Annotated in this window: 23 protein-coding genes and 1 pseudogene; 11 read left to right on the top strand and 13 right to left on the bottom strand. The window is 65.3% G+C overall.

Annotated features, from left to right (window positions below; genetic code table 11):
- Positions 1 to 2: 2 nt before the first annotated feature.
- The 4 genes from PE061_RS07945 to trxC form a co-directional block, all read right to left on the bottom strand.
- Positions 3 to 230, bottom strand: a complete 228-nt coding sequence (locus tag PE061_RS07945) for a sulfurtransferase TusA family protein (RefSeq protein ID WP_271258553.1) — start codon at positions 228 to 230, stop codon at positions 3 to 5.
- Between the two features lie 2 nt (positions 231 to 232).
- Positions 233 to 1,099: a hypothetical protein gene (locus tag PE061_RS07940; RefSeq protein WP_271258552.1), complete on the bottom strand. Its 867-nt coding sequence runs from the start codon at positions 1,097 to 1,099 to the stop codon at positions 233 to 235.
- 103 nt (positions 1,100 to 1,202) lie between these two features.
- On the bottom strand, positions 1,203 to 1,553 hold the full coding sequence (locus PE061_RS07935; RefSeq protein WP_271258551.1) for a hypothetical protein: 351 nt from the start codon (positions 1,551 to 1,553) through the stop codon (positions 1,203 to 1,205).
- A gap of 152 nt (positions 1,554 to 1,705) precedes the next feature.
- Complete coding sequence (gene trxC / locus PE061_RS07930) at positions 1,706 to 2,170, bottom strand: thioredoxin TrxC (protein ID WP_271258550.1); 465 nt, start codon at positions 2,168 to 2,170, stop codon at positions 1,706 to 1,708.
- Positions 2,171 to 2,220: 50 nt separating this feature from the next.
- On the opposite strand from trxC, the gene PE061_RS07925 reads away from it, so the two are divergent.
- Together PE061_RS07925 and PE061_RS07920 are read left to right on the top strand one after the other, a co-directional pair.
- Positions 2,221 to 2,877, top strand: a complete 657-nt coding sequence (locus PE061_RS07925; protein WP_271258549.1) for a peroxiredoxin — start codon at positions 2,221 to 2,223, stop codon at positions 2,875 to 2,877.
- Entirely contained in the window at positions 2,870 to 3,232 is a 363-nt protein-coding gene (locus tag PE061_RS07920; protein ID WP_271258548.1) for a metalloregulator ArsR/SmtB family transcription factor, read from the top strand. Before PE061_RS07925 ends, PE061_RS07920 begins: the two co-directional genes overlap by 8 nt.
- Before the next feature lie 16 nt (positions 3,233 to 3,248).
- Here the strand turns inward: PE061_RS07920 and PE061_RS07915 are convergent, their stop codons facing one another.
- From PE061_RS07915 to PE061_RS07900, 4 genes are read right to left on the bottom strand one after another with little or no spacing between them, the layout of a single operon-like run.
- Positions 3,249 to 3,578, bottom strand: a complete 330-nt coding sequence (locus PE061_RS07915; protein WP_271258547.1) for an ArsR/SmtB family transcription factor — start codon at positions 3,576 to 3,578, stop codon at positions 3,249 to 3,251.
- Positions 3,575 to 6,778 (bottom strand): efflux RND transporter permease subunit, encoded by a 3,204-nt coding sequence (locus PE061_RS07910; RefSeq protein ID WP_271258546.1) that lies wholly within the window; start codon positions 6,776 to 6,778, stop codon positions 3,575 to 3,577. Before PE061_RS07910 ends, PE061_RS07915 begins: the two co-directional genes overlap by 4 nt.
- Positions 6,775 to 7,791, bottom strand: a complete 1,017-nt coding sequence (locus tag PE061_RS07905; RefSeq protein ID WP_271258545.1) for an efflux RND transporter periplasmic adaptor subunit — start codon at positions 7,789 to 7,791, stop codon at positions 6,775 to 6,777. The genes PE061_RS07910 and PE061_RS07905 overlap by 4 nt, the downstream gene beginning before the upstream one ends.
- 23 nt (positions 7,792 to 7,814) lie before the next feature.
- The gene (locus PE061_RS07900; RefSeq protein ID WP_271258544.1) at positions 7,815 to 8,105 is read right to left on the bottom strand and encodes a rhodanese-like domain-containing protein; all 291 of its coding nucleotides are present in this window, start codon (positions 8,103 to 8,105) and stop codon (positions 7,815 to 7,817) included.
- 94 nt (positions 8,106 to 8,199) lie between these two features.
- Between PE061_RS07900 and PE061_RS07895 the strand changes: the two genes are divergently transcribed.
- The 6 genes from PE061_RS07895 (at position 8,200) to istB (ending at position 13,681) form a co-directional block, all read left to right on the top strand.
- A complete protein-coding gene (locus PE061_RS07895; protein ID WP_271258543.1) occupies positions 8,200 to 9,486 on the top strand; it encodes an NAD(P)/FAD-dependent oxidoreductase in 1,287 nt (428 codons plus the stop codon).
- Positions 9,487 to 9,512: 26 nt separating this feature from the next.
- Complete coding sequence (locus tag PE061_RS07890) at positions 9,513 to 9,716, top strand: YgaP family membrane protein (protein WP_271258542.1); 204 nt, start codon at positions 9,513 to 9,515, stop codon at positions 9,714 to 9,716.
- Positions 9,713 to 10,969, top strand: a complete 1,257-nt coding sequence (locus PE061_RS07885) for a TolC family protein (protein WP_271258541.1) — start codon at positions 9,713 to 9,715, stop codon at positions 10,967 to 10,969. The genes PE061_RS07890 and PE061_RS07885 overlap by 4 nt, the downstream gene beginning before the upstream one ends.
- A gap of 23 nt (positions 10,970 to 10,992) precedes the next feature.
- Positions 10,993 to 11,376: a carboxymuconolactone decarboxylase family protein gene (locus PE061_RS07880; protein WP_271258540.1), complete on the top strand. Its 384-nt coding sequence runs from the start codon at positions 10,993 to 10,995 to the stop codon at positions 11,374 to 11,376.
- A gap of 75 nt (positions 11,377 to 11,451) precedes the next feature.
- Complete coding sequence (gene istA / locus PE061_RS07875; protein ID WP_021238707.1) at positions 11,452 to 12,966, top strand: IS21 family transposase; 1,515 nt, start codon at positions 11,452 to 11,454, stop codon at positions 12,964 to 12,966.
- Positions 12,953 to 13,681, top strand: a complete 729-nt coding sequence (gene istB, locus PE061_RS07870; protein ID WP_031304487.1) for an IS21-like element helper ATPase IstB — start codon at positions 12,953 to 12,955, stop codon at positions 13,679 to 13,681. The genes istA and istB overlap by 14 nt, the downstream gene beginning before the upstream one ends.
- A 177-nt stretch (positions 13,682 to 13,858) precedes the next feature.
- On the opposite strand, the pseudogene PE061_RS07865 reads toward istB, so the two are convergent.
- A pseudogene (locus PE061_RS07865) lies at positions 13,859 to 14,664 on the bottom strand (helix-turn-helix domain-containing protein); the annotation flags it as partial.
- Positions 14,665 to 14,716: 52 nt separating this feature from the next.
- Complete coding sequence (locus PE061_RS07860) at positions 14,717 to 15,040, bottom strand: hypothetical protein (protein ID WP_271258539.1); 324 nt, start codon at positions 15,038 to 15,040, stop codon at positions 14,717 to 14,719.
- 261 nt (positions 15,041 to 15,301) lie between these two features.
- On the opposite strand from PE061_RS07860, the gene PE061_RS07855 reads away from it, so the two are divergent.
- Positions 15,302 to 15,991 (top strand): TetR/AcrR family transcriptional regulator, encoded by a 690-nt coding sequence (locus PE061_RS07855; protein WP_271258538.1) that lies wholly within the window; start codon positions 15,302 to 15,304, stop codon positions 15,989 to 15,991.
- 28 nt (positions 15,992 to 16,019) lie between these two features.
- Here the strand turns inward: PE061_RS07855 and PE061_RS07850 are convergent, their stop codons facing one another.
- The gene (locus tag PE061_RS07850; RefSeq protein WP_271258537.1) at positions 16,020 to 17,312 is read right to left on the bottom strand and encodes an NAD(P)/FAD-dependent oxidoreductase; all 1,293 of its coding nucleotides are present in this window, start codon (positions 17,310 to 17,312) and stop codon (positions 16,020 to 16,022) included.
- A 58-nt stretch (positions 17,313 to 17,370) separates the two neighbouring features.
- Entirely contained in the window at positions 17,371 to 18,720 is a 1,350-nt protein-coding gene (locus tag PE061_RS07845) for a glutamine synthetase family protein (RefSeq protein ID WP_271258536.1), read from the bottom strand.
- A gap of 347 nt (positions 18,721 to 19,067) precedes the next feature.
- On the opposite strand from PE061_RS07845, the gene PE061_RS07840 reads away from it, so the two are divergent.
- Complete coding sequence (locus PE061_RS07840) at positions 19,068 to 20,117, top strand: extracellular solute-binding protein (RefSeq protein ID WP_271258535.1); 1,050 nt, start codon at positions 19,068 to 19,070, stop codon at positions 20,115 to 20,117.
- Between the two features lie 32 nt (positions 20,118 to 20,149).
- The gene (locus PE061_RS07835) at positions 20,150 to 21,046 is read left to right on the top strand and encodes a PHB depolymerase family esterase (protein WP_271258534.1); all 897 of its coding nucleotides are present in this window, start codon (positions 20,150 to 20,152) and stop codon (positions 21,044 to 21,046) included.
- A 52-nt stretch (positions 21,047 to 21,098) separates the two neighbouring features.
- Here the strand turns inward: PE061_RS07835 and PE061_RS07830 are convergent, their stop codons facing one another.
- Positions 21,099 to 21,446 (bottom strand): cupin domain-containing protein, encoded by a 348-nt coding sequence (locus PE061_RS07830; RefSeq protein WP_271258533.1) that lies wholly within the window; start codon positions 21,444 to 21,446, stop codon positions 21,099 to 21,101.
- Positions 21,447 to 21,478: the final 32 nt, after the last annotated feature.

Here is a 21,478-nt window from a genome sequence, read left to right as displayed (position 1 = left end):
GTTCAGGCCGCCATCCGCCTGATCCGCCAGCGGAGCGGCCCCGTTTCCGCCGCGTCGATACCCTGCTCCCCGGCGAAGGCCGGCACGTCGCGCGCCGCGGCGGGGTCGTCGGCGACAAGCTCGAACTCGGTCGCCTCGGGATGCTCGCGGAGCGCGCGCGCAAGCCGCAGCACGGGGAGCGGGCAGCGCATCCCGCGCGCATCCACCCGCACGACCGCCGCGTCCGCCACGCTCAGCGGATCTCGAACAGCTTGATGCCCCGGCTCGCGTAGAGATAGGCGAGCACGAGCGAGGAGAACAGGCGGCGCTTGCCCCGCCGCCCGCGCGCGATGAACACGCCCTCGGGATGCCGGTAGAGGTTGGGATAGACCTCTTCGGATTGCTCGACGAGCTGGTCCTTCGCACCGCTGTCGAGGCCGCGCCAGCGCGAATAGGCGCGGCGCTGCCGCCGCCGCTCGCGCACGATCAGCCAGAGCACCGCGCTCCCGGCCGCAAGGCCGACGCCCATCGCGAGGCCCGCGAGCCACTGACGGCCCCGGTGCGTTTCCACCGTGCGCTGCGCCGCGCGCGCGTCGGCAGGCAGCGCCGCGTCGCCATCCGGGCTTTGCGCGGCACGCGCCTGGGCCTGTTCGTTCGCCAGATACTCCTCGACGCGGAGGCCCATCACGGCCTTGATGGGACCGTCCTGCAGGCGCATCTGGTCGATGGTGCCGTCGCCGCCCGAAACGAAGCCCTCGCCCGACGCCCCCACGGTGATCGCGTAGAGCGGCCGCTCGGTGCATTTCACCTTGAGCGTCCGGGCCCGCGCGGAGGAGCGGAACACCTGGTACTCGCGAACGCGCGGGCAGTTCACGTCGAGCTCGACCACCACCGCCGAGACGAGCTTTTCAAGCTCCTCGTCGTCTGCGCCGCCTTTCAGCGCATGGAAAAGCCGCGTCGTTGCCGGCTGCAACGCAAGCAGGCTGGGGTCCGGCGTGGTGTCCGCCGCGACGGGCGGCGCGGGCGGCAGCGTCTCCGGGTCGCCGTCCAGCACCGCTTCGGGGACGACAGGCGGCTCGCCCGTCGCCACCGTCGGCGCGAGCATCAGCGCGATCGTCAAGAGAGCCGCAGATGGCATGGCGCCGATAGATACCGATGGCGCCGCCGCCTGTCAGCACGGAACAGCAACGACGGCCGGGCCGGTCAACGCTCCCACAAAGGTTTCAGGCCGCCTTCGCCCGCAGCACGTTGCAGAGCGCCCGGTCGAGCACGGAAATCGTGAGGTGGCCGTGGCGCGCCAGATTCGCGAGCCGCGCCTCGGTGGCGGGGCCGAGGAGGGGACGCAGCCCGCCGCGCAGCATGTCGGCAAAGGCCGGCGCGCGCTCCATCAGCACGCGCAGATGGTCTTCGGAAACTTGACCGTCCGAAACCGCCTTCACGATGGCATTGAGCGCATCGGCGTCCGTCACATCCGCCGCGGCGACGGCTTGCAGGATCACGTCCGCCCGTCTGGTGAGCAGCGCCCCTGCCTGCACCATGGCACTGATCTGGCTGGCGAACACTTCCGGACCCATACGCGACCCCCGACTGACACCCGGCCAGCTAGGCCGCCCCGCACGCGCGGATAAGCCCGACTCCGATCTTCCGGGCGAGAAACGGGGCAGGCCGTTCCGTGCGCGGGTCGGGGCGCAGGCCGGGGGCAGGCGACGATTCCGGGCGCCTGACTTCAGCAGCCCGCCACATGCCCGCGCGCCCAGCCGACGATCGCGTTCCGGTCCATCGCGCCCGCCGTGCGCGCCACCTCGCGGCCGTGCGCGAACAGGATCATGGTCGGGATCGACCGGATCGCATAGCGGCCCGCGATCTGCTGCTCGGCCTCCGTATCGACCTTGCCGAGCCGGACATGAGGCTCGAGCGCCTGCGCCGCCGCCGCGAACGCCGGGGCCATCGCGCGGCAGGGGCCGCACCACGACGCCCAGAAATCGACGAGCAACGGCAGGCTTTCGGTTCTCATCCGGCGTTCGAACGCGGCGGCGTCGAGATCGAGCGGCTTGCCGGTGAAAAGCGGGGCCTTGCAGCGCCCGCAGCGCGGCATCTGCCCGAGCCGCGCCGCCGGGACGCGGTTGGCGGCCCCGCAGGCGGGACAAACGATCATCAGGGGATCGGCCGCCGGCTTTACTCCGTCCGTCATGGTTATTACACCTTTCCTGTAACTATGTAGGGAAAGGCCGCGGAGCGTCAATGACGGCGGAAGCGAACAGCGCGGCAGGCCCGCAGATCGGCGACCCCGCCCCCAATTTCGAGGCGCGGACGACGACGGGCGTGGTCCGCCTTTCCGACTTCCGGGGACGCTGGCTGGTGCTGCTCTCGCACCCGGCCGACTTCACGCCGGTCTGCACCAGCGAGTTCGTGGCGCTGGCCCGCGCCGCCGATCGCTTCGCGGCACTCGGCTGCGCGCTGATGGCCGTGTCGGTCGACAGCCTCTACGCGCATCTCGCCTGGATCCGCGCCATCCGCGACGCCTTCGGCGTCACCGTCAGCTTCCCGATCGTCGAGGACGCCTCGCTCGTCATCGGCCGGGCCTACGGCATGATCGCCGACCGCGCGCCCGACGCCGCGACGATGCGCTCCACCTACGTCATCGACCCCGACGGCATCATCCGCGCGATCACCGCCTATCCCGCAACGATCGGCCGGTCCGTGGAGGAGATGCTGCGCGTGGTGGCGGCGTTGCAGCGTGTCGACAGCGACAACATCGTGACGCCGGAAGGCTGGCGGCCCGGCGGCGACGTGCTGCTGCCGCCCGATCAGGATCAGGCCGCGCTGCTGGCGCGCGGCGACGACCCGCTGTGGTTCTGCCGCAGCGCGCCCGACCCCGGAGCCGGGCGCGATGGCTGACACCCTGCCCGACGCCGATCTGGAACGCATGGCCGAGCTCATGCGGACGCTCGGGCACGAGACGCGGCTGCGCCTGCTCGGCACGCTGCTGGCGAAGGGGGAAACCTCGGTCGGCGAGCTGGAAGCGCTGACCGGCGTCGGGCAGCCCGGCCTTTCGCAGCAGCTCGCGATCCTGCGCAAGGCGGCGCTGGTGAACACACGCCGCGCCGCGAAGCTCGTCTACTACAGCGTCGCGCCGGAGGCGGCGGCACCGGCGGCGGCGTTCCTTGCCCGCCTCGCCGTGCCCCAAGAGAGCGATCAAGCGCCGAGGAGGCGCGCGCGCGGTTCGGCCGCGACGTTTGCCAGAATCCTGTAAACGACGGTCGCCGCGATCACGCCTTTCCGGCCTTGGCCGGGCCGCCGAAACGCTCGCAGAGCATGTCGATGAGCGCGTGGACGCCCGCGTCGGCGAGGCGGTAGAAGATCGTCGTGCCCTCGCGGCGCGTGGCGACCATGCCGCCCTCGCGGAGCTTCGCGAGGTGCTGGGAGATGCTCGACTGGGCCTGACCGGTCAGCTCGACGAGCGTGTTCACCGAGGCCTCGCCCTCCGACAGGCGGCAAAGCACGATCAGCCGCTGCGGGTTGGCGAGCAGCTTCAGGACGGCGGCGGCCTCCTCGGCGCAGGCCGCGAGCATCGCCGCGGGTGTATCGCCCGTCATCATGTCGTCGCCGGTCTCCCGTCGTCGCGCAGCACCACGTAGATCGCCGGAATGACGAGCACGGTGAGCAGGGTGGAGGAGGCAAGCCCGAACAGCAGCGAGATTGCAAGCCCCTGGAAGATCGGATCGGTGAGGATCACCGCCGCGCCGATCATCGCCGCCGCCGCCGTCAGCACGATCGGCTTGAAGCGGATCGCGCCCGCCGCGATCAGCACGTCGCGCAGCGGCTTGTCCGGTGCCGCGCTGTGCCGGATGAAATCGACGAGCAGGATCGAGTTGCGCACGATGATGCCGGCGAGCGCGATGAAGCCGATCATCGAGGTCGCGGTGAACGGCGCGCGGAACAGCATGTGGCCGATGACGATGCCGACGAGCGTGAGCGGAACCGGCGTCAGGATCACGAGCGGCAGGCGGAAGCTGCGGAACTGCGCGACGACGAGGATGTAGATGCCGAGCAGCGCGACCATGAACGCCGCGCCCATGTCGCGGAACGTCACCCAGGTGATCTCCCACTCGCCGTCCCACAGCAGCGTCGGCACGGATTCGTCCTCCGGCTGGCCGTTGAGGCGCACCACGGGCTTCGCGAGGCCCTGCGCGGCCCAGTCGTGGTCCGCGACGGCGCGGTCCACGGCGAGCATCCCGTAGATCGGCGCTTCATAGTCCCCGGCGAGTTCGGCGGTGACCATGTCGGCGTAGCGGCCGTCGCGGCGGAAGATCGTGCGGCTGCCCGCTTCCCGCCGCGCGTCCACCACCGCGCCCAGCTCGACGAGATCGCCCGCGGGCGTGACGGCGACGGGCGTGCTCGCCAGCGTTTCCGTCCAGCGCCGGTCGCCTTGCGCGAGCGCGATGCCGATGGGGAGCGGCGTGCGGCCGCCGCCGCGCGGCGCGTAGCCGACCACCGTCTCCCCCATCAGCGCGCCGAGCGTGTCGGAGATCTGCCGCTGCGACAGGCCGTAATAGTCGATGCGGGCGCGTTCCGGCACGAGGCGGAGGCGCGGACGTGGCTCGCCGAAGCTGTTGTCGACGTCGACGATGTAGGGCACCGACCGGAAGATCTTCTCGACCTCGGCGGCGGTCTTCTGCCGCGTTTCGGCATCGGGCCCATAGATTTCGGCGAGCAGCGTCGCCAGCACGGGCGGCCCCGGCGGCGTTTCCACGACCTTGAGCGATCCGCCCGCGGGCAGCTTCAGCGCGGCGAGGCGTTCGCGCAGGTCGAGCGCGATCTCGTGGCTCGAACGGTCGCGGTCGCCCTTGGGCAGCAGCGTCACCATCACGTCGCCCATCTCGGGCCGCGCGCGCAGGAAATAATGGCGGACGAGGCCGTTGAAGTTGAACGGCGCCGAGGTGCCGACATAGACCTCCATCGCGGTCGCCTCGGGAAGCCCGCGCACGACGGCGGCGACATCCTCCAGCGTGCGCGATGTCGCCTCGAGGCTGGTGCCCTCGGGCACGTCGACGACGACCTGCACCTCCGACTTGTTGTCGAAGGGCAGCAGCTTCACCGTCACCGCCTTGAAGTAGAACATCGAGCAGGCGAGCAACGTGGCGAGCGCGACGCCGACGAGGAAATTGCGCGCCGACGCGCGGCTGTCGATGACGCGGTGCGCGACGCGCGCGTAGAGTGTGCCGAGCCTGCCGCCGTCCTCGTGGCCGTCTCCGCCGCCTGCGAGCGCCTTGCGGGCGAAACGGATCATCAGCCACGGGGCGATCACCACCGCGACGAAGAAGGAAAAGACCATCGCAGCGGACGCGTTCACCGGAATCGGCGCCATGTACGGCCCCATCAGGCCGGAGACGAACAGCATCGGAAGCAGCGCGGCGACGACGGTGAGCGTCGCGACCACGGTGGGGTTGCCGACCTCGGCGACCGCCTCGATCGCCGCGTCTACTCGGCTCCGCCCGTCCTTCATCGCCCAGTGGCGGGCGATGTTCTCGATCATCACGATGGCGTCGTCGACGAGGATGCCGATGGAGAAGATCAGCGCGAACAGGCTGACGCGGTTGATCGTGTAGCCCATGAGGTTGGAGGCGAACATGGTGAGCAGGATCGTCGTGGGGATCACGACAGCCGTCACCGCCGCCTCGCGCCAGCCGATCGCGAAGCCGATCAGCGCCACGATGGACACCGTGGCGAGGCCGAGGTGGAACAGCAGTTCGTTCGCCTTCTCGTTCGCGGTCTGGCCGTAATTGCGGGTGACGGCGACCTCGACCCCGTCCGGGATCAGCCTGCCTTCGAGACCCTCGATACGCTCCAGAATCGCGTTGGAGACGACGACGGCGTTCGCCCCGGCGCGCTTGGCGACGGCGAGGCTGACGGCGGGCGCGCTCGACCAGCCGCCGTCCCGCCTCGCCCAGCGCCACGCGCGCGCCTGATCCTCGCGCGGACCCTGCGTGACGGCGGCGACATCGCGCAGATAGACGGGCGCGCCGCTTACCGCACGCACGGTGAGCAGGCCGACCTCCTGCGCGGAGGAGAGCGTTTGCCCCGCCGTGAGGGCGACGGCCTTGCCGCCCTCGCGGATGCTGCCGAGCGGGAAACTGCGGTTCGCCTCCCCGGCCGCCTCGATCACGCTGCCGAGTGGCACGCCGTAGCGCGCGAGCCTCGCGGGATCGGGCGCGATGCGAATCTGTTCCGGCCGCCCGCCGACGAGGAAGGTGAGGCCCACGTCCTCCACCTTGGCGACCTCGGTGCGCAGCTTCGCGGCCAGCTCGTAGAGCGCGCCGTCCGTCCACTCACCGGCCGCACCTGGCTGCGGCGAGAGGGTGAGCACGACGATCGGCACGTCGTTGATGCCGCGCACCGTGACCTTCGGGTCGGGAATGCCGACGGGCTTCCGGTCCCAGTTCGCGCGCAGCTTCTCCTCGATGCGGATGGCGGCGTCCTCGGGGTCCGACCCGACGAGGAAGCGCGCCGTCACCATCACGCCGTCGTCCTCGGCCTGCGTGTAGACATGCTCGATGCCGTCGACGCTCTTCACGATCGTCTCCAGCGGGATGCCGACGAGCTCGACGGCATCGGCGGCGGACAGGCCGGGGGCCATCACCTGAATGTCCACCATCGGCACGCTGATCTGCGGCTCCTCCTCGCGCGGGATCGAGAACAGCGCGAGGAGGCCGACGGCGATCGCCGCCATCAGGAACAGCGGCGTCAGCGGCGAGGCGATGGTGGCGCGCGTCAGGCGGCCCGAGATGCCGAGGTTCATGAGGGCCTGCCCGGAACGAACAGCGTGTCGCCGGGGGCAACGCCGCTCAGGATTTCGACCGACCCGGCCTCCAACGTCGGCGCGACCTGAACGGGCACGGCGCTGAGACGCCTGTCGGCAGTCACGACGTCGACCTGATCCATGCCGTAGCGCGTCGAGACGAAGCGGCGCGGCACCACCAGCGCCTGCCGCCGTCCGACCTCGATCGCGGCGGTGACGCGCTGCCCGACGAAGGCGGCGGACAGGCCGGGCGCTGCGGCATCGACGCGCACGCGCCCGGCGCTGACTCCGGGATAGACCTGCACGACGCGCGCCTCGCCGGGAAGATCGCCGTCCGCAATCCGCACGCGCGCGCCGACGCGGACGCTTCCGGCCAGCGATTCGGGGAGCCACAGGCGGACGACCGGCGGACCGGCGGTGACGGTCGCGATCGACATGCCCGGCACGACCGCCGAGCCCGCCGGAATGTCGGCGCTGAGGACCCGGCCGTCGGCGGGCGCGAGGACAGCGCCCTGCCCCGCCGCGGCAGCGCTTGCCTCCTGCTGCGACCGCGCGGCGGCGGCCTGCGCGTCCGCGGCGCGCGCGGCGGCGACGGCCTGATCGAGGCGCGCCTTCGCATAGACCTTGTTGTCGTAGAGATATTGCGCGCGCGCGAGCTCGGCGCGGGCACGCACGGCCTCCGCCTCGGCGGCCGCGGCCTGCGCGCCATAGGCCGCGGTTTCGTGGCCGAGCCGCGAATCGACGATCATGCCGAGGCGCTGGCCCTTGCGGACGGTATCGCCCGCGCGCACCGAGAGGCCGACGAGCGTTCCGGGGATGCGCGCCAGCGCCTCCGCCTGATCGCGCGTCGCGATCTCCGCGCCCACGGCCTTCATGTCCGCGATCTCCGTGTAGGCGAGCTTCAGCGACTCGCCGGCAGGAAGCACGGCCGCCTTGTCCGCGGGTTCAGGGCTTCCGCCGCAGGCGGGGAGCGCGAGCGCCGCGGCGGCGGCAAGCAGGGTACGGATCTTCATCGCAGGCTCCCTGTTCCCGGCCGTCAGCGGACCACCGGACAGCCCGCCGCCCATGCGGCGAGGCCCCCGGCAAGGTGCGTGTCGATGGCGGCCTTCGCCGCCGCGCATTGCAGGACGATCGCCCGCCCGTCGGCGTCCGGAACATCGGCGGGCGAGAAGCGGGACAGCGGCAGATTGACGGCGCCTTCGATGTGGCCGGCCGCGAACGCATCCGCTTCCCGAACGTCGACGACCAGCGCCGAACCGTGCCCGAGCATCGCGTGCAGCGCCGCGGGCGCGATCTCCTTGTGCGCCTTGCCGCCAGATCCGAACATCGCCTTCCGCCTTTCAATTTGCCTATTGCATATATCGTGTAATTCTTATATTCAGTCAAGCTAATGAATGAAGGCCGGTCGAAGGAGGATCGCGATGAGCCGACCGCGGATTGTGATTCTGGGCGCCGGGCTGGGCGGCACGATCGCCGCCTACGAAATACAGGCAGCCGTGAAAGGCCGCGCGGAGGTGATGACGATCTCCGATACCGACCTGTATTCGTTCATTCCGTCGAACCCGTGGGTCGCCGTGCGCTGGCGTGAGCCGGAGGCGATCCAGATCAGCCTGCCGTCGATCTTCGCGCGCAAGAAGATCGGCTTCACGTCGGTCGGCGCGAGGCGTGTCCACGCAGCGGAAAAGCGCATCGAACTCAACGACGGCGGAAGCATCACTTACGACTATCTCGTAATCGCAACCGGCCCCGACCTCGCCTTCGACGAGATCGAGGGGCTCGGCCCCAACGGCGGCCACACCGTCTCCGTCTGCCGGACGGACCATGCCGCCGCAGCGGCGGACGCCTTCGACCGCTTCGTCGAGACTCCCGGCCCCGTCGTCGTCGGCGCCGTGCAGGGCGCCTCCTGCTACGGCCCCGCCTACGAGTTCGCACTGATCCTCGACACCGAGCTTCGCCGCCGCAGGATCCGCGACCGCGTGCCGATGACCTTCGTGACCGCCGAGCCCTATATCGGCCACCTCGGCCTCGACGGCGTCGGCGACACCAAGTCGCTGCTCGAAAGCACGCTGCGCGAGCGCCACATCAAATGGATCACCAGCGCGCGCGTGACGAAGGTCGAGCCGGGCACGATGCACGTGGAGGAGATCGCGGAGGGCGGCGCAGTGAAGGCGGCGCACGCCCTGCCCTTCGGCTATGCGATGATGCTCCCGGCGTTTCGCGGCGTGCCCGCCGTCAGCGGCATCGCGGGGCTGACGAACCCGCGCGGCTTCATCATCGTCGACAGACACCAGCGGAGCCCCGCCTTCCCGGAAATCTTCGCGCTCGGCGTCTGCGTCGCCATTCCGCCGACCGGGCCGACGCCGGTTCCCGTGGGCGTCCCCAAGACCGGCTTCATGATCGAATCGATGGTGACGGCCATCGCGGAAAACCTCGCCGCGCTCGTCGAGGGCCGCGAACCGGCCGCCGAGGCGACGTGGAACGCCGTGTGCCTCGCCGACTTCGGCGACGGCGGCGTGGCGTTCGTCGCGCAGCCGCAGATCCCGCCCCGCAACGTCAACTGGTCGGCGAGCGGCAAGTGGGTGCACCTCGCGAAGATCGCCTTCGAGAAATACTTCCTGCGCAAGGTCAGGAAGGGTGAGAGCGAGCCCTTCTACGAGAAGCTCGCGCTGCATGTGACGGGCATCCGCAAGCTGCGGATGCCGCGCTGAAACAGGTTGGAAGAAGGAGTACCATCATGACCCTCGACCGTGTCGTTCTCATCTTCGCCGGGTGCGTCGTCCTGCTCGGAATCACCCTGTCGCTCACCGTGCATCCGTGGTGGATCGGGCTTTCGGCGTTCGCCGGGCTCAACATGATCCAGGCGGGATTCACCGGCTTCTGCCCCGCCGCGATGGTCTTCAAGAAGCTGGGCGTCCGGCCGGGCACGGCGTTCAAATGAAGCCTGCGCGGGCGACGCTGGCGCTCGCGCTCGCGGCCCTCCCCCTGCCTGCCGCAGCGGTGACGCTGGACGAGGCGATCACCGCCGCGCTCCGTCACGCGCCCGAAATCGCCGCCGCCGATGCCGAGGCGGGCGCGGCGGAAGCGCGGCTCGATCAGGCCGAGGCGGGGCGCCTGCCGACCGCGACGATCAGCGGCACCTACGGCTACGGGCGGCTCGATCCGAAAGACTTCTTCGGTCTCGGCGCGGAGACCGTGCATCCCCGTGCCGTGCAGGCGACGATCGAGCAGCCGCTGTTCACCGGCGGACGCGTGAGCGCCGGGATCGCCGCCGCGAAGGCCGGGCTCGCCGCGCGCGAGGCCGGACGCGACAGCATCCGCAGCCGCATCGCCGCCGACGTCGCGCGCGCTTACGGCGACGTGCTCGCCGCCGAGCGCATGGCGGCGCTGCACGCCCGCCTCGTCGATGAGACGGCCGAGATCGAGCGTCAGGCGAAACTGCGCTTCAAGGCAGGCGAGAGCCCGAGCACCGACGTTTCGCAGGCCGCCGCGCGGCTCGCAGAGGCACGCGCCGGGCTCGCCCGCGCCGAAGGCATGAAGGTCTCGGCCGCCGCACGCTTCCGGAGCCTCACCGGCCTCGACGCGGCGGGGCTGGAGCCGCTGCCCGGCAATCCGCCGCTTCCCGTCACGCTGGACGAGGCGATGGAGGCCGCCAAGGCGCGAAGCCCGATGCTGGCCGAGGCCGAGGCGGGCCTTCGCGCCGCCGAGGCCGCCGCGCGCGGCGCGCGCGCCGAACGCCTGCCGACCGTGGGCGCCTTCGCCGAAGCGGGCGCGGTGCGCGACCAGTTCTTCCCCGATTACCGCGCCGACAGCACCACGGTCGGCGTGCGCGCCCGTTGGGCGCTGTTCAGCGGCGGGCGCGTTTCCGCGAAGATCGCCGAGACGGCGAGCGACGTGCGCGCCGCCGAGGCGAGGATGCGCGCCGCGGAAATGCAGATCGAGGAAGCGGTGATCGCGGCGTTCCAGGACGTGCGCACCGCGCTGCTCGTCGAAAGCGCCGCGGAGGACCAGGCGCGGGCCGCCGAACAGGCGCTCGCCGGCGTGCGGCACGAGGTGCGCGTCGGCATGAAGCCGCAGCTCGACCTGCTCGACGCCGAGCGCGAGGCGCTCGGCGCGGGCGTCGCCGCGACCGGCGCGCGCACGGACAGGATCGTCGCCGCCTACCGCCTGCTCGCGCTCATCGGCGGCAACTGAAAACCGGCAGCAGGAGACGCGAAATGCACAAGGACTGGCCACAGATAGCGACGGAACTTTCGGGCTCGATCAAGGAGGTGCGGCTCGGCACGCCCGAGGTGATGAAGGCGTTCTCGGCGATGGCGAAGGCCGCGACCGACGCGGGTGCGCTCGACGCGAAGACCAAGGAACTGATCGCGCTCGCCATCTCGGTCGCAATCCGCTGCGACGGCTGCGTCGCCTTCCACGCACAGGCCGCCGTCCGCCACGGCGCAACGCGCGAGGAGGTGATGGAGACGATGGGCATGGCGCTCTACATGGGCGCGGGGCCCAGCCTGATGTACGCCGCGCAGGCCGTTGAAGCCTACGACCAGTTCACGGCCAAAGCTGAGGATCAGCGTGCAATAGGCACCCCCTTCGTGGGGTGATCGGCGTGCAAAAAGGACCCCTTCATCCCGGGGATTTAGTCGGCCGACTGGTTTTGATCAGTTGGCGAGAACGGGATGTTGATCGTGGAGACAGTGGTTCGGATTCGGCGTGAGCATGCAGCGGGTAAGGCGATCAAGGCGATCGCTCGTGACCTTCGTTTGTCGCGGAAGGTCGTCCGCAAAGCGATCCGGTCGCCGGAGGCGGCGTTCAACTATCAGCGCAAAGTCCAGCCGCTGCCGCGGATCGGTCCTTATCAGGATCGTCTCGATGCGCTGCTTGAGGAGAACGAAGGTCGCGGCCGCCGCGATCGGCTACGGATGACGCGTATCCATGACCTGCTGGTGCGCGAGGGGTTCGATGGATCCTATGATGCGGTGCGCCGCTATGCGGCGCGCTGGCGTGCTGCGCGGCGGAAGGATGCTGGCGAAGGCGCACCGGCGTTCATCCCGATGACCTTCCAGCCGGGTGAGGCCTACCAGTTCGACTGGAGCCACGAGGATGTGGAGATCGCCGGCAAGCCGATGCGGGTGAAGGTGGCGCATATGCGTCTCTGCGACTCGCGCGCACCCTATGTCCGAGCCTATCCGCGCGAGGGCCAGGAGATGCTGTTCGATGCCCATGCCCGGGCGTTCGCGTTCTTCGGCGGTGTGCCGCGACGCGGTATCTACGATAATATGAAGACGGCGGTGACGGCCGTGTTCACCGGCAAGGAGCGTGTGTTCAACCGCCGCTTCCTGATCATGACCGATCATTACATGGTCGAGCCGACCGCCTGCTCGCCGGCGGCGGGATGGGAGAAGGGCCAGGTCGAGCAGCAGGTCCAGACGATCCGAGGCCGCTTCTTCCAGCCGCGACTCCGGTTCGCCAGCCTGGCCGAGCTCAACGGGTGGCTGGAGGCCGAGTGCCGGCGCTGGGCCGAGCATCATGCCCATCCCGAACGCGGGGATATTACCGTCGCCGAGGCGCTGGATATGGAGCGACCGGCCCTGCAGCCGATCCTGGCACCGTTCGACGGCTTCCATGAGAGCGAGCATGCCGTCACCGGCACCTGCCTCATCAGCTTCGATCGCAACCGCTACTCGGTCATGTCGACGGCCGCACGCCGGACCGTTCAGGTGCGCTCCTATGCCGATCGCATCGTCATACGCTGCGGCGATGCGATCGTCGGGGAGCATGAGCGCCACTTCGGTCGGAACCGCACGATATACGATCCCTGGCATTATCTGCCGGTCCTCGCGCACAAGCCCGGCGCGCTGCGTAACGGCGCACCGTTCCAGGACTGGGATCTGCCGCCCGCCCTGCACCGATTACGGCGAAGGCTCGGCACCGGGGACGAGGCCGATCGCAGGTTCGTGCGGGTCCTCTCGGCGGTGCTCACCGATGGCCTGGAGCCGGTAGAGGCTGCCGTGCGCGAAGCGTTGGCGAACGGAACGGCCAGCGACGAGCTGATCCTCAACATCCTCTCCCGGCGCCGCGAGCCGGCGACACCCCACAGCATCGTCACTTCGGAAGACCGGATGCTGCAGCATCCTCCGCTCGCCGACTGTGCCCGCTATGATCTGCTGCGAGGCTATGATGCAGCGGCATGATATGATCGACACGATGCGCGGCCTCGGACTCAAGGGCATGGCGGCGGCGTTCGACGAGGCGGTCACCACCGGCCTCCAGCGCAAGCGCACCACCATGGAGATACTGACCGACCTGCTCCGTGCTGAGGCGACCCACCGGGATGCAGCCTCCATCCGCTATCGGATGACGGCTGCGAGGCTGCCCGTGGTGAAGGACCTGGAGCGGTTCAGCTTCGAGGGCACACCGATCAATGAGGAGATGATCCGCTCCCTTCACGATGGCTCCTTCCTCCCGCCTCGCCGCAATATCGTGCTGGTCGGCGGCACGGGGACAGGCAAGACCCACCTCGCCATCGCGATCACCGCCAATGTCGTGCGAAGGGGCGCTCGCGCCCGCTACTTCAACACCGTCGATCTGGTGACACGCCTCGAAGAGGAGACCCGGATCGGCAAAGGCGGGACCCTGGCGGCGCAGCTGTCGCGGCTCGACCTGATCGTGCTCGACGAGCTCGGTTATCTGCCGTTCGCCCGCTCGGGAGGGCAGTTGCTGTTCCACCTCATCAGCAAGCTTTATGAGCGGACCAGCGTCATCATCACCACGAACCTCGCCTTCGGCGAATGGCCGACCGTGTTCGGCGATCCCAAGATGACCACGGCGCTGCTCGACCGCGTCACCCACCACTGCGATATCGTCGAGACGGGCAACGACAGCTGGCGCTTCAAAAACCGCAGCTGACAGCCACCTTCGGCGCCTTCAAAAATCTATCTTGCGCTGCGCGCGCCTCCGGTCGGGCTACGCCCGCCCTCCGCCGCACGCAGCGCAAGGCCATCTTCAACAAACCAGCATCATATTATCCGAAAAGGGGGTCCCTCTTCGACGCCGATCGGGGGTCCCTTTTGAACGCCGTTTGACAGTCTGCCACATCTCGTTCGGCCGTGTCGTCTTCGTGTGGAACGCATCGGCCGCCTTGATCACGATGAAGGCCGGGCTGGTGATCAGGTCATGGGCCTTCAACAGACGGTAGACCGTGGCTTCCGACACGAAGTAGCGCTTCTCGTCGGTGAAGCGCACCGCGAGCTCGCGGGGTGACAGATCGGTTGTATCCAACGCCATGTCGATGATTTGCTGCTGGATATCATCGCCGATGCGGTTCCACACTCGGCTTGGAGCCGATGGCCGATCCTCCAGTGCCTCCGGGCCGCCCTCGAGGTAACGGTCGTACCAGCGGTAGAAGGTTCTGCGCGGGATACCGAGCTGGTCCAGCGTGCGTTTAGCCGGCAGGTGCGATTGCTCGACGATCCTGAGGATCTCCAGCTTCTCGGATGCGGGATACCTCATTCGCCGCCTTCCCCATCCGCGATCATGCTTTTTTTGAGCAGACGGTTCTCCAGCGTCAGATCGGCGACGCATTCCTTCAGCGCACGGGCTTCGCGGCGCAGGTCATGCACCTCGCCGGTGGTCGCGGCACGGGCGGTGTCGCCCGCCAAGCGCCGCTTGCCCGCTTCCATGAACTCCTTCGACCAGGTATAGTACAGGCTCTGCGCTATGCCTTCCTTGCGGCACAGCTCGGCGATGCTGTCCTCGCCGCGCAGCCCTTCCAGTACGATCCGGATCTTGTCCTCTGCTGAGAAGTGCCGGCGTGTCGCGCGCCGGATATCCTTCACCACCCGTTCCGCAGGGGGCTTGGCCGATTTTTTCAAGGAGGATTTGGGCTTCATCTTCGTTCCTTCGTCACTACGACGAAGCCCAAATCCTCCTTACTTCACAACCTCAAATCTGTGCCATTGGTGCTGACGGCGGACACGTTCGGCAGTTCAGCGCCAGTATTTCGTTGGTGCGAACACCCGCCCCCTGCGCGATTGCCTTCACCTCAGTCAGTAACCACTCTTCGCGATTCTCCAACATGGGAAGGAACGTATCCGCGATGCCACAGGCCTGCTCCCAGCCTACGCCCAGATCGGCGTAGGCGAGTTTGTAGTTCTGGATCGCACGCAGAATATAGTCTTTCGCCTTCATACCATATTGAAGCCCGCGCGCTTCGGGTGGTCCCGCTATGTCGATCAGGGGGAAGGTCCGGATGTTCTTGACGCTCATGGTCGCAGGTAAGTCCATAAAATTTCAAAGGTATTCTCGGAAAGAAGTGCCCTATTTTCGCATAGGGGCCGCCTTCGACATCGGCGAATGGGACGGGAGTTCATGGCGTCGGGCAGTATCTGCGTTGTGAATAATAATTCACATTATAGGCGGAAAAATGATTCCGCAACAAAAAAGCGAATAATAGTTTTTATTTGGGCACTCGCGGTATCGGCGGCTATGGTGCAGAGGATTGAGAAACAGAAGGATGTGGACTGCAAAATGGGGACCAAGAAACGCGTAATCGTTCCCCGGAAAATACCCTCGCAACAGCGGGCCATCGACAGCGTTGAGCGGATTCTCGCGGCTGCGGCGACCCTGCTCGACGAGAAGGGTTACGACCATTTAACGACGATCTCGATCGCTAAGCAGGCGGGCGCATCGATCGGATCGGTCTACCAGTATTTTCCGAACAAGCAGGCGATCATGGTTGCGTTGTTCGAACGGTGGCTCGCCATGGACAATCAGGCGCTCGAAGAGGTCGAGGCGAGCGCGAAGTATGACAGCATCGTCGACGAGTTTCTCGCCCTGACCGAAAGACTGGTCAAAAACTATCGCGACCAGAAGGGCCTTCTCGTCCTCGTCAATATCGTTCGCAACAATCCCGAACTCTATGAGATCGGCGAAACGCACGACAAGCAATATGCCAAGCGACTGGCGGCGCTGATGGACAAAGGCCCTATTCAGCTTGGCGATGACGAGAAGTTCGCATTGGCCGGGTATTTTACAATCTTGGTCGATGCGGTCGCAGTCTCGATAGCGACCGAAACCGAGAAGCGGGCTAAACTGAAACAGCAGTTCCTGATGGACAGCGTACGTGATTTGTTCGAGCGGTATTCGCGTGTGGTTCCGGAGACTGTGTCGACGAAGAAAGTTAAGACAAGAAAGAAACCTCACGAAACGTTGCTATAGACCAAATGGGGTCGAAATCCCGCTTGCTTCAAAATCCGAGGCGGTCGCGCATCCTGAAATACGTCATTCCAAGCGCAAGCATGGGATTGCCGATGAAATCGGCGGCAGGAATGCGCCAGTGACGCGCCTCCTGAAGCAAGTCGATCGGTGCCAGGTCATCACTGATGGCATCCGCGACAATTTCCGACGCGATATGGCTTGTATTCACGCCGTGCCCTGAGAATCCCTGGATATGATAGAGTGCCTTCCCGGTACGCCCAATCATGGGAACACGATTCAGCGTGATGTCGATGGCACCACTCCAGGTGAACTCGACGCGCGTCGCTGCCAATTGCGGAAAGGCCCGAAGCATACCGGGAGTAAGGATTTTCCGTATGTCGACGGCGCTGCGGTTCGAGTAGCTGCACTCCCCACCCCATAGCAGGCGATTGTCGGCGCTCAAGCGGAAGTAATCGAGCACCTCCTTCGTGTCGCAAATCGCATGATTTGCAGGTAGCAAGCTTTTCGCAAACCTGCTTTCCAACGGCTCCGTCGCCATGACATAGGTCATTGCCGGCAGGGTGTAGCCGCCCAGTTGTTGCGGTAACAGATGATGGTATGCGCTCCCCGCCAGAACCACCGCTGATGCGAGAACCGCTCCGGCGAACGTCGATACCATGACCCCACTCTTCTGCTCAATTCCGGTTACCTGTGAATTTTCGAAGATCTGGACACCCAGGGATTCCGCAGCAAGCGCTTCGCCGATGCACAGGTTCAGAGGATGGCAATGTGCGCCGCGACTGTCGATCAATCCGCCGCAATACAGGTCGGAACCTATATATTGTTTGATCCGTCCGCCGTCGACCAGCTCCAAATGGCCCGCCTGCCCCTCCGCCGCGAGCGCCGTATATTCAGCCTCGAGCTTATGGAGATATCGCGTACTCAGCGCTGCCGTCGCGGTACCCACGGCATAATCGCACGCGATGCCATATCTCGCGATGCGCTGTTCGATGATCTCATGACCGCGGTAGCGTGTGCGCGAAAGAAATTCGCTTGCCCGATCGCCGAGCTGTTTGACCAGGTTATGCTCGCCAGACCATCCGGCCAGCACCTGACCGCCATTCCGCCCGGACGCGCCCCATCCGATCCTGTTCTGCTCGAGCAGGATGACCGAATAACCTCTTTCGGCCAGCGCCAGCGCGGTCGACACTCCCGAAAAACCACCGCCAACGACACAGATGTCGGCATCGCGGCGGCCCGCGAGCATAGGGCGAGAGGGTTGGCTGTGCGCCGTCGCGGCGTAATAGGACGGCGCGTGTGGCTGTGGTTTCCGGGCGTTCATCCCTCACTCCATTTAATCGTCACCCGGCGTCGCGGACCCCGCCGGATAACAGCCAAGATCAGGTATTGACCATCAGGAAGCGGACATCCCATGGGCTGAGGATGCTCGACCGGTGCTCATATTCGCGCTGCTTGATATCGGCGAAGGTCTCCGCGAAAACGTCTCCAAGATAGGTTCGGATCATGTCCGATCGCGAGAATGCCGCGACGCTTTCGGTCAATGTCGCAGGAAGAGGGCGCTCCCTGTCCTCATATCCCTCGCCTACATATTCATCGCGCGGCGCCAGTTCCTCCACCATGCCCACGAAGCCGCAAAGGAGCGACGCCGCGATCGCAAGATAGGGATTGATATCGGAGCCCGGGATACGGTTCTCGACACGTCTCGCAGACCGGCCGCCCTGCGGGACTCGCAACCCGACCGTCCGGTTTTCGCGGCTCCAGTGCGTGTTGGTCGGCGCCGCCATGTAGGCCTCGAACCGATTGTACGAGTTCGTGTAGGGCGCCAGCATCGGCATCGCTTCGGGCAGGTGCTGCTGAAGCCCCGCGATGAATTGATAGAAGCGCGGCGTGTCGGAATTATCGACATTCGCAAAGATGTTCGTACCGCTCGCAATGTCCACGACGCTATGATGCAGATGGATCGCACTTCCGCTCTCATTGGCATAGGGTTTTGCCATGAAGGTCAGGAAAACGCCGTGGCGCTTCGCAACATGCCGCGCCATCCGCTTGAACAGAAACAACTGGTCGGCGACCTTCAACGCATCTCCGTGCCGCAGGCTCACCTCGAACTGGCAAGGACCATCCTCGTGGATCAGCGTGTCGAGCTCAATATTCTGGATTTCCGAGAACTGGAACAGTTCCTCGAACAGGCCGTCAAAGTCATCCAGAGCGTCGAGGCTGTAGATGTGCTGCCCGAATTCACGCAGGCCCGAACTGCCCCTCGGCGCGCTCGGTTCGAGGATCGTGTCGTTGAACTGCGATATCAGGTAAAACTCGACTTCTGGACCAACGATCGGCGCCCAGCCGCGCTCTGCATAGAGATCGACGACTGTTCGCAGAATTTGCCGCGGAGCGGCACCATAATAGTGATTGTTCCGGTCGATGGTATCGCAGATCACGCATGCGGCCGCTTCCTTGTTCCACGGCGCGAGGTGGATGGTCGACAGATCCGGCACCAGCGTCAGGTCATTCTCGGTTCGCGGGACGTGCCGATTATAAACGGTCTCTCCCTGAACCGAAATATTGTAAGTCCCCTCGGGTATCTTCAAGCCATCACCTTCCAGGCTCGACAGGAACAGCGCCGGCGTCAGCGATTTGCCGCGCGCGGCGCCTGTCATGTCGGGAATCAGGCATACGACTTCACCCACCCGGTTATCCGTCAGCCACTTTCGCAGCTCTTCGATATTCATATATCCTCCATCTCGACCGACGATGCGGCCGGGGATCTCGGCAAACCTGGTCCGACGTAAATTGCAGACCGTCATGAACGCCGCGATGCGCGCGCCCAGAATAGATGCCGGGCGATATTCAGATTCCGGATCCGCCGCCCTCCGGCAATCGGATTTCGAAATGTGAATAATTATACACATAATCGAAATCTGGGGCTCTTGGCAAGCCTGATTGCAAGCCAGGCGACAGCCATCGGTTCGGCGAACTGGTACATTCCGCTTGAACGTGACTAATTATTCATATTATATTCGCGGATTAGGGGGTAGTCGAGGACCTCCTCGGCAATCGGAATTTAGGGAGGCATTTTATGATGAAGCGGCTTTTCACACTGCTTTTGGCATGCTGGGCCGGCATGGTTGCGGTACCGGCGCTGGCCGTTGCGGACGGTGCCGCCCCGGCCAAGGGGCCGATCAGCATCAACTGGTATCATGATCAGGAGTATTTCCAGCCGGTCATCGACGCCTTCACCGCGCAAACCGGCATTCCCGTGCGGGTTACCAGCGACTATGACATCTTCACCACCGATGTAATCACCGTGTCGGACTATAAAGGACTGCTCGAAGCGAAGCATTTCACCCACCTCGACAAGCTCGAACCCGCCTTTGTTGCGGAAATGAACAAGATCGTCCCTGCCAAGTGGCGCGATGTCGATGGGCGCTGGTTCGGCATGGCCCTGCGCTTTCGGACGGCGATCGTGAACAAGAACAAGGTTCCGCGCTCCGAATACCCCAAATCGATTCTCGATCTCGCGGACCCCAAATGGAAGGGCCGCATGACACAGCGAGCATCGAGCAACGTGTATAACCGCTCCACGCTTGCCTATATCATCGCGCGCTACGGCGAGGACAAAGCTCGCGCCTGGGCGAAAGGCGTTGCGGCGAATGTTGCGAAAGGTGGCTACCTGAACGACGTGAAGGAAGCACTCGCGGTTTCCGAAGGGAAATATGACATCGGTTTCATGAACACCTACTATCTCGGCTATCTGCGCGACTGGTATCCTGAAGACAAGGCCATGCAGGAGCGACTCGACAAGAACCTCGAGGTCGTCTGGCTCGACGCCGACCATGGTCTTTTCGCGAACGTAACCGGGATCAGCCTTTCGACAAACCTGACCAACGGAACCGAGCGCTATCGCCAGGCGGAGCAGCTCGTCGCTTTCATCCTCTCGGCCAAGGGGCAAGCCCTGATGTCGAAGCATGTTCACAAGTATCCGGTACGGTCGGATGTTGAGCCCGCAGCGGACCTTCGCAAGCTCGGTACGTTCAAGGTCGACGATTTCAACGTCAACGACCTGCGCTATCATTATGACTTGGCCGACCGGATCATGGCAGAATCCGGTTGGGAATCGGAATGGTAATCGGCCAGCCACGTCTTTCGGGAGGTTTCAACATGCGTATCTTGGCTTTCCTCGGCGTTCTGCTGTTCGCCGCCTTCCCGGCGGCGGCCCAGACCAAGGAGTTCAGTTGGCACGACAAATGGATCACACCGTTTCTCGCCAGCCAGATGGATCCCCGCTTCTCCTATATGCTCTATGTCCCGAAGGACTATGACGAGAACGGTACGAAAACCTATCCGCTGGTCGTACTCGTTCATGGCACCGAGCGTTGGCCGCATCATTACATCCAACACAACCGAGCGTTCGCTGAAGAGAATGGCGTCATCCTGATGGCGCCGCTGTTCCCGCTCAACACGCACGGAAACCAGGATCTCGAGACCTACAAACTCATCGACTATAAAGGCACGCGCTACGACCTGGTCCTGCTCAGCATGGTCGACGAGGTCGCGTCCAAATATCGCCTACGAGACAATAAATTCTATATGCACGGCTTCTCGGGCGGCGGCCATTTCACCCATCGCTTCTTCTATCTCCATCCGCACCGGCTGCACGCCATCTCCATCGGCGCACCCGGCATGATCACGCTGATCGACAACACATCCGACTGGTGGGTTGGAACGAAGAATCTCTATGCCCGCTTCAATGCGAAGCTGAACCTTAACGCCATGCGGAACGTTAAAGTGCATATGGTGGCGGGCGCGAAGGATCTGGATGAATGGAATGAACCCATCGAGCGAGATTCCGCCTACTGGATGGGTGAAAACGTCAAGGGCGCCGACTATGGTTCAACCGGAAAGAACCGTGTCGAGCGCCTGGCAACGCTGAAGAAGAATTTCGAGGCCAACGGCATCAAGGTCCAGATGGAACTGGTGCCCAACGCCGAACATGATGAAACCCAGCTGTTTCCGACAGTACAGAAATTCCTGAAATCAGCGCTCTCGCAGGAATAACGGTCGACGCGAGGACACTTGTTTCCTCGCCGATCTCAGGACGATCGGGTAGTCATGGCAACATGACCACCCAATTTTTTTTCATCGTCTCGACAACTTCCCATTCGCCGACGAAACCCGAAGGGACGACGAACTGATCGCCGGCGGTAATAGAGAAACGCCGTCCATCCGAAGATATCACTGCGCCCGATCCCGACAGGATGTGGCAATATTCCTGCTCTTCACAGGCAATCCGCCAGCGCCCTGGCGTGCATTGCCAAACCCCTGCTGAAAACCGGCCATCCTCTGACTCATGATACACCCACAAGGTCGCTCGCGGGTCACCGCTGACGATTCTGTCGGATGCGGGGCCCGCATCGACACCGGCTGGATCGAGCGAACCAAAACAAACGATCGTCATATCACTCTTCCTGTTCAATGGGCCCGGCGCCG

It is taken from the genome of Sphingosinicella microcystinivorans, assembly GCF_027941835.1.
Taxonomy (GTDB): domain Bacteria; phylum Pseudomonadota; class Alphaproteobacteria; order Sphingomonadales; family Sphingomonadaceae; genus Sphingosinicella.
The sequence above is the reverse complement of the archived record's forward strand: the minus strand, read 5'-3'. Positions and strand labels throughout refer to the sequence as shown.